This is a genomic window from Aliagarivorans marinus DSM 23064, from assembly GCF_000429485.1.
Lineage (GTDB): Bacteria > Pseudomonadota > Gammaproteobacteria > Enterobacterales > Celerinatantimonadaceae > Aliagarivorans > Aliagarivorans marinus.
Genome location: NZ_AUBY01000024.1, coordinates 1 through 13460, shown reverse-complemented (window position 1 = coordinate 13460; position 13460 = coordinate 1). Strand labels below are relative to the sequence as shown.

General features: G+C 53.0%; 12 protein-coding genes and 1 tRNA gene. 5 read left to right on the top strand and 8 right to left on the bottom strand.

The window, feature by feature from the left end:
- The first annotated feature begins 15 nt into the window (after positions 1–15).
- Positions 16–582 (top strand): elongation factor P, encoded by a 567-nt coding sequence (gene efp, locus G461_RS0111255; RefSeq protein ID WP_026959525.1) that lies wholly within the window; start codon positions 16–18, stop codon positions 580–582.
- A gap of 392 nt (positions 583–974) precedes the next feature.
- Positions 975–1169, top strand: coding sequence for a hypothetical protein (locus tag G461_RS0111250; protein WP_026971907.1), 195 nt, complete (start codon positions 975–977; stop codon positions 1167–1169).
- An 80-nt stretch (positions 1170–1249) separates the two neighbouring features.
- On the opposite strand, the gene frdD is transcribed toward G461_RS0111250, so the two are convergent.
- The 4 genes from frdD to frdA are packed head-to-tail and all read right to left on the bottom strand — an operon-like array spanning position 1250 to position 4542.
- Entirely contained in the window at positions 1250–1585 is a 336-nt protein-coding gene (gene frdD / locus G461_RS0111245) for a fumarate reductase subunit FrdD (protein WP_026959527.1), read from the bottom strand.
- A 10-nt stretch (positions 1586–1595) separates the two neighbouring features.
- Positions 1596–1988, bottom strand: a complete 393-nt coding sequence (locus G461_RS0111240; protein WP_026971906.1) for a fumarate reductase subunit C — start codon at positions 1986–1988, stop codon at positions 1596–1598.
- Positions 1989–1990: 2 nt separating this feature from the next.
- Positions 1991–2725 (bottom strand): succinate dehydrogenase/fumarate reductase iron-sulfur subunit, encoded by a 735-nt coding sequence (locus G461_RS0111235; RefSeq protein WP_026959529.1) that lies wholly within the window; start codon positions 2723–2725, stop codon positions 1991–1993.
- The gene (frdA, locus tag G461_RS0111230) at positions 2725–4542 is read right to left on the bottom strand and encodes a fumarate reductase (quinol) flavoprotein subunit (protein WP_281172010.1); all 1818 of its coding nucleotides are present in this window, start codon (positions 4540–4542) and stop codon (positions 2725–2727) included. The genes G461_RS0111235 and frdA overlap by 1 nt, the downstream gene beginning before the upstream one ends.
- A 168-nt stretch (positions 4543–4710) precedes the next feature.
- Here frdA and epmA point away from each other — a divergent pair, with 168 nt between their 5' ends.
- Positions 4711–5703 carry an elongation factor P--(R)-beta-lysine ligase gene (gene epmA / locus G461_RS0111225; RefSeq protein ID WP_026971904.1) on the top strand — a complete coding sequence of 331 codons (993 nt, stop codon included), beginning with the start codon at positions 4711–4713 and terminating at the stop codon, positions 5701–5703.
- A 19-nt stretch (positions 5704–5722) separates the two neighbouring features.
- On the opposite strand, the gene G461_RS0111220 is transcribed toward epmA, so the two are convergent.
- From G461_RS0111220 to rsgA, 4 genes are all read right to left on the bottom strand, one after another.
- Positions 5723–7177, bottom strand: coding sequence for an SLC13 family permease (locus G461_RS0111220; protein ID WP_051333518.1), 1455 nt, complete (start codon positions 7175–7177; stop codon positions 5723–5725).
- A gap of 9 nt (positions 7178–7186) precedes the next feature.
- On the bottom strand, positions 7187–10525 hold the full coding sequence (gene mscM / locus G461_RS0111215; RefSeq protein ID WP_026971902.1) for a miniconductance mechanosensitive channel MscM: 3339 nt from the start codon (positions 10523–10525) through the stop codon (positions 7187–7189).
- 167 nt (positions 10526–10692) lie between these two features.
- Positions 10693–11544, bottom strand: coding sequence for an archaetidylserine decarboxylase (asd, locus tag G461_RS0111210; protein ID WP_026971901.1), 852 nt, complete (start codon positions 11542–11544; stop codon positions 10693–10695).
- Between the two features lie 11 nt (positions 11545–11555).
- Positions 11556–12596 (bottom strand): small ribosomal subunit biogenesis GTPase RsgA, encoded by a 1041-nt coding sequence (gene rsgA, locus G461_RS0111205; protein WP_026971900.1) that lies wholly within the window; start codon positions 12594–12596, stop codon positions 11556–11558.
- 91 nt (positions 12597–12687) lie between these two features.
- On the opposite strand from rsgA, the gene orn reads away from it, so the two are divergent.
- Together orn and G461_RS0111195 are read left to right on the top strand one after the other, a co-directional pair.
- Positions 12688–13242, top strand: coding sequence for an oligoribonuclease (gene orn / locus G461_RS0111200; RefSeq protein WP_026971899.1), 555 nt, complete (start codon positions 12688–12690; stop codon positions 13240–13242).
- Positions 13243–13368: 126 nt separating this feature from the next.
- Positions 13369–13444: transfer RNA gene (locus G461_RS0111195), tRNA-Gly, on the top strand.
- Positions 13445–13460: the final 16 nt, after the last annotated feature.

Below are 13460 nucleotides of genomic sequence, written 5' to 3'. Positions count from 1 at the left end.
TATGTTGAGGACAAAATGGCGTCATATTCTACCAATGATTTTAAAGGCGGGCTAAAGATTATGCTCGACGGTGAACCTTACTCGATCATCGAAAACGAGTACGTAAAGCCGGGCAAAGGCCAAGCCTTCAACCGTGTTAAGCTGCGTCGCTTGTTGACCGGTAAGGTACTGGAAAAAACCTTCAAGTCTGGTGAGAGCTTTGAAGGCGCTGACGTAATGGATATGGAACTGGCTTATCTGTACAACGATGGCGAGTTCTGGCACTTCATGAACAACGCAACCTTCGAGCAGATTGCCGCTGACGCGAAAGCGGTAGGTGACGCCGAGAAATGGTTGGTTGAGCAAGATGTTTGTACCGTTACCACCTGGAACGAAAACCCGATTTCAATCACTCCACCGAACTTTGTTGAGCTGGAAGTGACCGAAACCGATCCAGGCCTGAAAGGTGACACTGCAGGTACCGGTGGTAAGCCAGCCACGCTGAGCACTGGCGCGGTGGTTCGTGTACCACTGTTTATCCAGATCGGTGAGGTAATTAAGGTAGACACCCGCAGCGCTGAGTATGTGAGCCGCGTGAAGTAATTATCGGTTTGTCTCAGAGCCCGCAACAGCGGGCTTTTTTTTATTTAGAGAAAAGTAATGTGTAAAGCATCAGCAACAGCTGATATAGCGCGGCCATTGGCACTGCAATAATATGCACCAAATCTGCTTACTTTTTCGCCTGCTACAGTTTTGTGATCCAGCCATCGTTGTAATCGATTTCCTTTGTAAGTAATTAATCCTACAAATACCGTCTTCAACAGTTATTTATATTATTCTCAACAGGAAAAAAACCGTCTACCCGCTTGATTTGATTTAGATCAATTTAGCCCTTTGCACCGTTATTAGTGCTGTGTAATGCTTGTTTATGCGCCGCTAATATTTCGCTGTTTTTCGTGAAATGGTTTTCAAAATATGACACAGGAGTGGGTAAAGTGAGTAACGCACATGTTAAAGCATCACCGGTTTACCACTACGCCGATCAGGCCGGGGACTACCCAATGGGTGTGTTTGAGATGCTAGCGAGCAAGGAAGCCGAATTAGAGCTGCTTAAGCAGCGTACTTCGCAACTGGAGAGCGATATAGCCCGGTTGAAGAGCAGCTGTAGAAGAGATTTAAACTGCGCGTAGATGCAGTTGTAAGGTCAAGCAAGGTCTGAAATAAAAAAGCCACCCAGGGAACGGGTGGCTTTTTTGTCGCTAAGCGAGGCTTAGAACAACAGCAGGTAAGCCGCTGCTACAGTGCCCAGTGCTGCTGCGCCATAGAAGGCTGCTTTAACACCGTTGCCGGCGTGAACACCAAAGTCATGCAGACAGTGGTACAAGCGGTGTAGGCTCAGCCACAGTGGGAAGCTTACCGCTGCCCAGATGATCAGGCCACCCAGGATGTTGCTGGCGAAGGCATCAACGCGAGCGAACGAGAAGTCCACCGCGCCCATTGGCGCCAGGATACCGGTGATCAGGATAAGTACTGGCGTCAGCAGTGCTGCAACCATACCGCCTGCACCAAACAGACCCCAAAATACTGGTTCGTTAGAACGTTTCATCTGTTTCTCCTTACAGCACGAATGCGATTAGCAGGCCAATCACGGTTACGCCGCCCAGTACTGCGTACAGGGAGCCGGTGATGACGTTGTCAGCAACACGGTTCTCGCCGATCCACAGGTTGGCCGCTTTAGGCGCTAGTGAGAACCAGGTTGTCGCGTGGTACAGAGTCCACAGCAGAGTGATCACGTGGAACACGATTGCCAGTGGGTTGGTCAGGCCAGCAAACCAAGCGTCGAACGCTGCTTCGCCGCCGCGCAGGGCGTTCAGACCGAACAGCAGGATAACGCTGTAGGCCAAGATCACCAGGCTAGACAGTTCACGTACGATGTACATGGTGTGGAAGTTGTTCTTAGTCCACCAAGTCGAGCCCATTTTACGAACATAAGGTTTACGCTTAGACATTCTTATTCTCCTGGCTTGAGCATGGCAATCACGTAGTCCTTGGCGCTGTCCACTTTGCCAAGCTGGATAGCTGCGGCTGGGTCAACTTTCTTCGGACATACATCAGAGCAGTAACCTACAAAGGTACAGCCCCAAGCACCTTCGTGGGCGTTCAGGAACGCCATGCGCTCTTCCTTGCCTTCGTCACGGGTGTCGTTGTTGTAGCGATGTAGCAGTGCCAGTGCAGCAGGACCCATGAACTTGTCGTTCAGGCCGTACTGAGGACAAGCTGCGTAGCACAGACCACAGTTGATACACATAGAGAACTGACGGTACTGTTCCATCTCTTTTGGAGTTTGGATTGAGCAGCCATCTTCTGGAGTCTGTTCAGTCTCACGGATGATGTAAGGCTTGATAGCTTCCAGCTTAGCGATGAAGTCGCTCATATCCACAACCAAGTCGCGCTCGATTGGGAAGTTGGCCAGTGCTTCGATCTTCATGCCTTGTGGGTAATCACGCAGGAAGGTCTTACAACCCAGCTTTGGTACACCGTTAACCATCATGCCGCAACTTCCACAGATCGCCATACGGCAAGACCAGCGGTAGCTCAGGGTTGGGTCTAGTTCGTCTTTGATGTAAGCCAGAGCTTCAAGTACAGACATTTCCTTGGTGTAAGGAACGTCGTAGCTTTGCCAAAACGGTTCTTTGTCCAGTTCAGGGCGGTAGCGCTGAATTTCAACTTTCATTACCTGGGACATTATTTTGCCTCCGCTTCTTTCTGGGCTGCAGCTTCAGCAGCGGCTTGTGCTTCAGCAGCTTCACCGTACAGACGCTCTTTCGGCGCAGACTTGGTGATGCAAACTGGAGAGTAATCGATGGTCGGCGCTGCGTCTTCTTGGAAGAAAGCCAGAGAGTGCTTCAGGAAGTTCTCGTCGTCACGCTTCTCGAAACCGTCCAGACGCTGGTGAGAACCACGGCTCTCTTTACGCAGGATGGCTGAGTGAGCCATGGTCTCTGCAACGTCTAGCAGGTAGCCCAGCTCAACAGCGTACAACCACTCGGTGTTGAACACTTCAGTTTCATCAACCAGTTTGATGTTCTTGTAGCGCTGCTTCAATTCAGCAACTTTGTCGATGGTCGCTTGCATGGCTTCTTCGGTACGGTAGATACCTACACCGGCTTCCATGGTGCGGCCCAGCTCGTTGCGGATATCAGCAGGGTTTTCGTCACCGTTGATATCTTTAAGCGCCAGGTATTTAGCCAGAATCGCTTCAGCTTTAGCTTTAACCACTGCGCTGTCAGCGTGCTCAGCAGCGATAGCGGCTTTAGCGGCTTCAGCACCGGCCAGTTGACCGAATACAGTGATTTCAGTCAGTGAGTTAGAACCCAGACGGTTAGCACCGTGCAGACCTACAGAGGCACACTCACCAGCGGCGTACAGACCTTTAATGCGAGTTGCACATTTCTGGTCAGTTTCGATACCACCCATGGTGTAGTGAACGGTAGGACGAACTGGGATTGGCTCTTTAACTGGGTCGATACCTACGTACGCTTTAGCCAGTTCACAGATGAACGGCAGACGCTCGTGCAGGTAGTCTTTACCCAGGTGAGTCAGGTCAAGGTTTACGTAAGTGCCAAGGTGGCCTTCCATTACGTTACCTTTCTGCTCTTCTTGCCAGAACGCTTGGCTTACACGGTCACGTGGGCCCAGCTCCATGTATTTGTTCTTAGGTTGGCCAACTGGAGTCTCAGGACCCATGCCGTAATCTTGCAGATAACGGTAGCCATTTTTGTTGGTCAGGATACCACCTTCACCACGACAACCTTCGGTCATCAGGATGCCTGAGCCTGGCAGGCCAGTTGGGTGGTACTGAACGAATTCCATATCACGCAGAGGTACGCCTGCACGGTAAGCCAGTGCCATACCGTCGCCAGTTACGATACCGCCGTTGGTGTTGTAGCGGTATACACGACCCGCACCACCGGTTGCGATGATTACTGATTTAGCTTGAATCAGCTTAGCTTCGCCTTCCGCGATGTCCAGCGCGATAACGCCTTTTACTTCGCCGTTTTCAACAACCAAGTCCAGTACGAAGTGCTCGTCAAAGCGCTTGATGGTTGGGTACTTGATAGAAGTTTGGAACAAGGTGTGCAGAACGTGGAAACCACTTTTATCTGCAGCAAACCAAGTACGTTCGATTTTCATACCGCCGAAGCGACGAACGTTAACAGTACCGTCTGGGCGACGAGACCAAGGGCAACCCCATTGCTCAAGCTGGGTTAGCTGCTTAGGCGCGTTCTCAACGAAGTATTCAACTACGTCTTGCTCACACAGCCAGTCACCACCTGCAACGGTATCGTTGAAGTGGTTGTCCAGTGAATCATGATCCTGCGCAACACCCGCTGCACCACCTTCGGCGGCTACGGTGTGACTACGCATGGGGTAAACTTTGGAAATGAGTGCCACTTCCAGCTCAGGGTGCTCTTTGGCAACTTCGATAGCTGCGCGCAGACCAGCACCACCTGCGCCGACAACGGCAACGTCGGTTTTGATGATTTCCACGTTCTTCTCCACGATGTTTTTATAAACTCAGCAATTGTCCGAGTATTACGACTGTTAAGTTTGACAAAAATCAAAAACTTGCGTGACTTTAGAAAATCTACGCAGATAATACTTTTTTTTTGATTTTTATCCCGCTTCTGCGGTCATCCAGTAAAGCGGATTACAACCCAAGGCAAGCTAATGAATTCATCCTTAAACCCGCGGCTACGTCAGTGGCAGCCATCAGCCAGTCTAAAGAACCTAAAAATGCGAGCAAGGATCTTGGGTGACATCCGACAGTTTTTTCACGAAAGGGGGGTAATGGAAGTTGACACGCCGAGCATGAGCCAAGCCTGTGTCAGTGACGTCCATTTATCTTCATTTGAAACCCTCTTGCGTGGCCCCGCGGCACCTGCGGGACAGAGGCTCTATCTGCAAACTTCACCAGAGTTCCATATGAAGCGTCTACTCGCCGCGGGCAGTGGTTGTATCTATCAACTCGCCAAGGCGTTTAGAAATGAGGAAGCCGGGCGACATCATAACCCCGAATTCACCATGTTGGAATGGTATCGGATCAATTTTGATGCCGATAAATTAATGACTGAAGTCGATGATTTAGTAGGCAAAGTGCTCAAAACCCCAGCAGCAGTGCGGGTTAGCTACCGTCAAGCTTTCTTTACCCACTTAGGGGTAGACCCGATTGACGCCAGTGCTGAGGAGCTGCTTGAGGCATCTATTCCTTTGGGAGTAGAGGACTTGGTGGCGAAAGAAACCAATCGCGACACGGTACTGCAGCTGCTGTTTAGCCTTGGGGTTGAGCCGCATATTGGTCAAGACAAGCCTTGTTTTATCTACCACTTCCCGGCAACCCAGGCCGCCTTGGCGCGGATCTGCGAGGATGATCCGCAGGTGTCGGAGCGCTTCGAGCTTTACTATCGCGGCATGGAGTTGGCGAATGGTTTTTATGAGCTAAGTGACGCTGAGGAGCAGGCGCAACGCTTTGCCGCCGACCAGCGCTATCGCGCAGAGGTGGGCCTGCCTGAGGCAGAGATTGATCAGCACTTAATAGATGCGCTACAAGCGGGATTGCCAGATTGTGCCGGGGTGGCGCTGGGGATCGATAGGTTGTTGATGCTGGCGTGTGATGCTGAGCACATCAAGGATGTGCTCAGTTTCGATGTGGCCAGGGCCTAGGCGCTGGCCACGCGAGTGATTACATGATTACCATCATGGCTGCGTAAAGCAGTGCCAAACCGGTGGCACCGATTACGCCACCGACTTTCAGCAAGTCTTTGGTCTCGATAAAGCCGGTTGAGTAGGCCAGTGAGTTAGGTGGCGTACTTACTGGCAGCATCATACCCAGCGAGGCCGATAGTGCCACAATCGACAAGAACACGGTGATGGTGCCTTGCTGGCCAGCGGCTACCACAGCTTCACCGGTGGCCGGATCGACACCGGTCAGGCCAATGGCTACGGTTAGCGCGATAGGCATAATCAGGGCCGCGGTGGCGGTGTTCGACATAAAGTTAGCCATGGTGATACATAGCAGCGACATGGTGATGATGACCACGTAGGTTGACAGCGCGGTGAAGTCGATGGCATCAACCATGTTCTTGGCCAAGCCACTGGCACCCAATGCGTAACCCATGGCGATACCACCGGCAACCAGCCACAGTACATCCCAGTTAAACAGCTTCAGGTCGTCTTTGGTGATAATGCCCGACAGACAGAAAACAGTCAGCGGGATGATCGCAACCACGTTGGAGTTAATGCCGTGGAACTTACCGGTTAGCCACAACAGGATGGTGATCGCAAAGGTCGCGTACACCAGGTAGGCGCGCGGGCTACGCTGGAAGCTGCCTTCCATGTTGATTTCAATCTTCTTGCCTTTGGCAGGGTAGAACTTACACAGCACAAACCACGCGATGGTTAGCTGAACAATCACGAACGGCACGCCAAAGCTCATCCAATCAAGGAAGCTGATTTGGTTCGCCGAGCCCAGCGCATCGCCAAGGGCACCTACCGCAATGGCGTTAGGTGGGGTACCGATTGGGGTACCGATACCGCCGGTGTTAGCGGCTACTGGAATCGCCAATACCAGACCTTTCATGGCCAGATCGCCCTTTGGTGCTTTGGCGATAATCGGGCCAACGATGGCCAGCATCATTACAGTGGTGGCAGTGTTGCTCATAAACATACTGAATACCGCGGTAATCAGCATGATGCCCAGCATCACAATGGGTACGCTCTCACCAAAAGGCTTCAAAAGTACCCGCGCCAGGTTGTTGTCCAGCTCGTACTTAGATGCCGCGATAGCCAAGGCAAAACCACCCATAAACAGGATGATGATGGGGTTGGCGAAGCTGGCAAAGATAGAGGTGTAAGGCATCAGGTCTGGCAGGGGTACGCCATCTGCGGTGTGGGTAATCATCCGCAGGCCTTGGTTGGAAACCGTAAGCGCTAGAGAGGTAATGATCAGCAGAGATGTGGCGAAGACCGGGATCGGCTCCATAATCCACAGCAGCGCTGCCATTAAGAATATCGCCACTACGCGATGCTCAATCACCGACAGCTCCATAAAGGTAATGCTCTCGGTGGGAATTGCCAGTACCAACAGGGGTATGACAACGCAAAGCGCAAGGCTGATATGTTGTTTTGTTATAGTCATTGTAATCAACTAGGTCCTTGTGAAATTGTGGCGTGACGCCATCGATTTAGAAAATCTTTTTTCTTTTGATGTGTTTAGCGATACATCCAATTGCGGATATGCTATCTCAATTCCACTTGCCTTGAACTTGTTGTTGATCAAAGAGAACACCTCATGGGTCATGGGTAGACGGTAGGCCATTTCGCTAACATAGACACGCATCTCAAAATTGGGACCATGATCGGTGTAGCCGAGGAAGTAGATTTCGGGAGTAGGGTTGTCTAACACCAGGCTGGACTCTTCCACCGCCTCAGTAATTAGACGGGTGACCAGATTGATATCTGAGCCCTGTTTGACCGGTACCGCCAACACCACCCGGGTAATCGGGTCGGTGAGCGACCAGTTGGTAAATTGTTCGGTAATAAAGGCCTTGTTGGGTACGATGATCTCCCTGCGATCCCAGTCCATCAATGTAGTGGCGCGGGTCTCAATCTTGGAGATGGTGCCGGTCAGCTCGCGGATGGTCACGGTATCGCCAATCCGAATCGGCTTCTCAAACAAAATGATCAGACCGGAGATAAAGTTGGCGAAGATCTCTTGCAGGCCAAATCCGAGGCCAACGGTGAGCGCGGCCACCAACCACTGTAGCTTCGACCACTCAATGCCAAGCAGGCCAAAGCCGGTAAGCGCGCCGAACAGTATCACCAAGTAATTGATGGTGGTGGTAATCGCAAAACCGGTGCCGGGGCTTAAAGACAAATGCTGCAGTAGCATCAGCTCCAGCAAACCGGGCAGGTTACGCACCAAAATCATGGTCAGCCCCAAGGTGATAATCGCCATCAGCGCCCCACGCAGGGTGATCGCCTGCAGGGTTTCCACCCCGGAGCGCACGCTGGAGATCTCCCACAGGGTCACGTTGTCTAGCACCGAGAACGCGTTGGTCATCTCCGACCACAATACCGCCAGCACTCCGAAGAAGGCGACAAACAAGGCGGTACGCAGCAGGCCGAGAGACTGGGCACTGATGGTATCAAGGTCGATCTCAGGCTCTTCGATGTTATCTAGCTGACCTTCCGCCGAGCTTTGCTGCTCGTCTTCTTGCTGATTGCGCTGGGCGATCTTTTCAATCCGCTTGGCCTTGGCGCGTTCGAAGGCAATCCGCCGGCGCTGCAGCCACATCCAGCGGCGCACCATCAGGTAGACCATGATAAAGGTCGAGCCAATCAGTACGCTAACGCAGAACTGCCAGACAATGGTGTAGGCGGTGGAGAAGTAGCCCACACAGGCGGCGATGGCGCCGACCAACGGAATCGCCATGGCGCCGTACCAGAACAAGCGCTTAGCCAACTGAGGCGCTTTAAAGATGTCGACATGGTAGTTAACCGGCAGCTCCAGACGGGAGATCCGATACCAGCTACTTGCCAGCCATAGCATCAGTAGAATAAAGATCAGCCGGGCCAAGCTGCTATAGGCCGGGTGCGAGCTCTGGCTGTAGCTTAGGAAGAACAAAAACAGCAGCGGCAGCGCTGCTAAGGCCAAGCGATAGAGCTCGTGGTAGACCTGCTGCACATTGACCAGCGGCCACTTGAAGTGGGTATTGAGCAAGCCATGTTTGAAGCAGATATGGCGTAGCAGCTGGAACAAAAACAGCGATTTTGCCAAGAACACCAACGAGTCACCAAAGTCGCGGACAAAGGCCTCTTCCCAGGACTGTAGCAGGCCATTGCCGATACACAGCATCAATACCGGCATGGGAGCAGACAAAAACACGCATAGCAGCAGGTTGGCCAAGGTCAGGCTGAACTTGTCCTTGGTGATATTGCGGGTTTTGGCATCGCTGCGCTGCAAGTAATCCTTCAGCCAGGTGCGTTTTAGGTAATGTTGGTAGCCCCATACAACCAAGCTCAGCACCGCCCCCAGCCACCACCACACATTGATGTTCATCACCGACTTACTCAGGCTGAGCATATGCTGGGGTTGCAACAGCCACACGACCGCCTGCTGCAGGCCAACAAAGAAGCTGGCATCGATGGCTTTGACATCGGCGGTCCAGAACAGCTCTTGATTGGCTGCGATACGGATCTGCTCCAGCTCGTCGTTGAGCCGGGTGTAATCGAGCTTGAGGGAGGCAAGGGTAAATAGGTGCAGATCCAGCTCGCGCTGGTAGTTGTTGGCCAGCTGCTGATTAAAGGTTTGCAGTTGGCGGACTTGTTGGGCTTGGTCCAACGGCAGCTCATTGCGCCACTGCTCAATCTCTTGATCCATTCCCTCAAAGCGCCAGCTGTACTGTTGCTGCTGGAAGCGATGTTTACTTACGCGGGTCTCGATGATCTGCTGCTCTAGCCCGCGCATCGGATAGGGATCGGGCAGGCCGGCAATCTGTTCGCGCAGGTATTCGCCGTAGGCGCGGGTGACCTTGAGCCAAGAGACCTGCTCTTTGAAGTTGGCGAAGGTGTAGCTGATCTGATTGAGCTGCTGACTAACGGTTTGCTGGGATTGCTGCAGCTCGAAGGATTGTTCGATCAGCGCATCCAGTTGCTTACGTAGCTGGCGATTTAGCCCAAGCAGCGACTCGCCTAAGGGATGGCTTGCCAGTGCCTCATCGAGCTCAATCGCACGCTGGGTCAGCGCTAAATTGTCGGCTTCAATACTCAGTTGTAAGCGCTGCTGCAGGGTTTGCTGATTGGCCTCGAGATTGGCTTGCTGTCTTTGCAGTAGCGCCAGCTCCAGTTGCAGCAGCTCGTTGCGCAGTGGGGCGCTTTGCGCGGCCAGCTCTAACATCGCCAGTTGCGAGGTGAGCTTGGCCTCGTTGACCTGCGCCTTAACCCGCTTGGCTTCGTCGACATCATTGAGGACCGAGAACTGCAGCGCATCCAACTGACCGCGCAGCTCGCTAAGCTGCTCGCGTAGCGGCTGGGAGCGGTCGTAGAGCTGGCTTACATCGCTATCTAAGCGGCGCTGCTCATCGCGCACCTGTTGTTGGCGCTGTTTAAGGGCGAGCAGTTGTTCTTGGTTGATCTGAAACTGCTGATTGAGGCTGCGCGGGTCGAGCTGCTCATCGAGTGGTGGCAGGTTGCCGGCCTGATCAAGCTGTTGTTGCGCCTGCTGCTTGAGCCGGTCGAAGTTATGGATGATATCGCGGTACTGCTTAGCCTGTTGCCTGAAGCCGTCGCCCTCACGCAGCAAGTTTAGCGACTCTTCATAGAGCTGCTGTTGCTGTTGCTGGTCGAGGGTAGGGGAGTCGCTGCTAAGGGATTGGATCATCCCCATCAGTTGCCCCTCTCCGCTGGATGCGGTGGGCAGCGGTGCCGCGAGGGCTACGCTGGTAAAGATCAGGCTACAAAACAGTGCAAAGCTAGGGCGGAACATGGCTTGTTACAGGACAAAGGGCGCTTGGGTAAGTTTATCAGCAAGTTGCCGAAAATATTAAGTTGAAACTCGCCTTTTCCTTTATTTTTCAGCGGGCTGTCAGAAGAGGTTTTTAGTGAGCTATCTGAAGGGGCGTCACCTCGTGGCGAGGCGACGCCTAAAGCTGGCTATTTGCGGGTAGCGAACAGCTCACCCATGCGGGTGGTTTGCTCGGCGCTGAGGCCTTCGGCAAAGTCGATGGCATCTTTGGCGAACAGCATTACCACGGTTGAGCCCAGCTTGAAACGGCCCATCTCTTCACCTTTATCCAAGGTGATCGGGTTATTGTGGTAATCCCAGCTAAATACTTGCTTACCGCGCGGCGGGGTAATGGTACCGGCCCACACGGTTTCAATGCTGGCAACGATGGTTGCGCCCACTAACACCATGGCCATCGGACCTTGCTCGGTGTCGAAGATGGCTGCGACCCGCTCATTGCGCGCGAACAGGTTTGGCACATTTTGCGCAGTCAGTGGGTTGACCGAAAACAGGTCACCGGGCACATACACCATCTGGCGCAGGGTGCCTTTGCACGGCATATGGATGCGATGGTAGTCACTGGGAGAGAGGTAGATAGTGGCAAACTTACCGTCACGAAACTCTTCGGCGAGTGCTTTGTCGCCGCCCAACAGTTCGCGAGCGCTAAAGTCATGGCCCTTGGCTTGAAAGACTCGGCCTTGCTCAATATCGCCCAGTTGGCTAACAGCGCCGTCCACTGGGTGGGCTAGCTGCTCATCGCCTTCGATAATCGGGCGCATTCCGGCTTTTAGCGGACGGGTAAAGAAGGCGTTAAACGAGGCATAGTCGGCGGGGGACTCTTGCTCGGCTTCGCTCATGTTCACCTTGTAGCGTTTGATAAACCAGCTGATGGCCGCTTGGGTCAGCTTGCCAGCCTCTGCTTGAGCAAAACGCCCTGCTAAACGGGAAATAAGGTGCTGTGGGATGCAGTACTGAGCAGCCACTTTGATTCTGTCTAACACGTTGATTCTCTCTAATGCTTGTTGGGTATCACGCGAGTTGGCTTGTTAGCTTCCATGGTTTCCAATATCCGTAGGTAGCTCTGGTAGCGCTGGCTGCTGATCTTACCTTGTTCCAGGGCGGCAAGGATCGCGCATCCCGGGTCATTTTGGTGCTTGCAGTCACGAAAACGACATTCTCCGAGGTGTTCGCGGAATTCGCGGAAGGCCCAAGTGACCCGTTCCGGCTCGAGGTGCCATAGCTGAAACTCACGTACCCCCGGGGAGTCGATTAGCTCGCCCCCGCTGGCCAAGTGATACAGGCGGGCGGCGGTGGTGGTGTGTTGGCCAAGGCCCGATACGTCAGACACTTCCTGGGTGGCGATGCCATGTTCGGGCATGATGGCATTCACCAGTGAGCTTTTGCCCACGCCGGATTGCCCCACAAAGATGTTGGTCTTGCCCTTGAGCTGCGCTTGCAGCTCATCAAGACCATGGGCTTGCTTGCTGCTGGCGTAGAGCACTTGATAGCCCAAGTCGCGGTATTGCTGTAGCTGGGGTTCGAGCGCGTCGCGCGCTTGGTCATCGAGCAGGTCGATTTTGTTGAGTAGCAGCAGGGGCTCGAGGCCGACATCTTCAACCGCCACTAAATAGCGATCGATAATATTGGCGGAGAATTCGGGCAGCACCGCAGAGACAATGATCACCTGATCGATGTTCGCGGCAATGGGCTTAATACCGTCGTAGAAGTCGGGGCGGGTGAGTACGCTGCGGCGCTCATGGACCGCTTCAATCACCCCGGAAATGCCGGATTGCTGGGTCTTGCCAGCGCGCCAAACCACTCGGTCACCGGTGACCAGACTGTCGATGGTGCGGCGTAGGTTACAGCGAAATACCTCTCCTTGCTGGTCTTCAACATCCGCATGCTGTCCGAAGCGGCTGATGATCACGCCTTCTTGGCGTTCGCCTAGCTGTTCATCGAGCCATTGCTGGTTGTCTTGCTGTTGCAGACGTTTTTGCTGGTTGCTGCGTACCCGGCGCTGCTGACCACGGCTCAGTTTCTTTCTTTTCGTCACGAAAACTGCTATTCAAGTAAGAGGGTAAAGTCGCTATGATACCCGTTATCGTTGATTTGCGGAAAAGTTTTCCTTCAATAATAGGGTGTCCATGGCTGTTTGCGAAAATAATCTAATCTGGATCGATATGGAAATGACCGGTCTTGAACCCATGACGGATCGGGTTCTGGAAATTGCCACTATCATCACCGATCCCCACTTGAATATTCTCGCAGAGGGTCCGGTTATCGCAGTGCATCAAAGTGATGAGGTGCTAGCGAAGATGGACGAGTGGTGTACCACTACTCATACCAACTCTGGCCTGGTCGACCGGGTGCGTGCGAGCAAGATTGGTGAGGCGGAAGCCGAACAGATGACCATTGAGTTCCTCAAAGAGTGGGTACCTGCTGGCATCTCCCCGATGTGCGGCAACAGCATTGGCCAAGACCGCCGCTTTATCCATGAATACCTACCTAAGTTGGAAAAATTCTTCCACTACCGCAACTTAGATGTCAGCACCGTGAAAGAGCTGGCGCGTCGCTGGCAGCCTGAGCTGCTTAACGGCTTTAAGAAAAGCGGCAGTCATCTGGCATTGGATGATATCCGCGAATCGATTGCTGAATTGCAGCATTATCGTCAGTTCTTCTTTAAGCTGGACGAAATCTAAGCAAACAGCAGCAAAGGGGCGTTTTTTTTGAAATGCCTCTTGCAAAGCCGAATTTTCCTCTTATAATTCGCAGCCCTGTAAGACATGTGAAGCCAAGGCTTTATATAGCTCTTGCAGAACTATGAAGCGGCACTAGCTCAGCTGGTAGAGCGCAACCTTGCCAAGGTTGAGGTCACGAGTTCGAACCTCGTGTGCCGCTCCAAATTAAGACTTTGTTT

Coding starts and splice junctions, on each gene's coding strand:
- efp (WP_026959525.1), top strand. CDS start 16: ATGGCGTCATATTCTACCAATGATTTTAAAGGCGGGCTAAAGATTATG.
- frdD (WP_026959527.1), bottom strand. CDS start 1,585: ATGAAACGTTCTAACGAACCAGTATTTTGGGGTCTGTTTGGTGCAGGC.
- G461_RS0111240 (WP_026971906.1), bottom strand. CDS start 1,988: ATGTCTAAGCGTAAACCTTATGTTCGTAAAATGGGCTCGACTTGGTGG.
- G461_RS0111235 (WP_026959529.1), bottom strand. CDS start 2,725: ATGTCCCAGGTAATGAAAGTTGAAATTCAGCGCTACCGCCCTGAACTG.
- epmA (WP_026971904.1), top strand. CDS start 4,711: ATGAATTCATCCTTAAACCCGCGGCTACGTCAGTGGCAGCCATCAGCC.
- G461_RS0111220 (WP_051333518.1), bottom strand. CDS start 7,177: ATGACTATAACAAAACAACATATCAGCCTTGCGCTTTGCGTTGTCATA.
- mscM (WP_026971902.1), bottom strand. CDS start 10,525: ATGTTCCGCCCTAGCTTTGCACTGTTTTGTAGCCTGATCTTTACCAGC.
- orn (WP_026971899.1), top strand. CDS start 12,688: ATGGCTGTTTGCGAAAATAATCTAATCTGGATCGATATGGAAATGACC.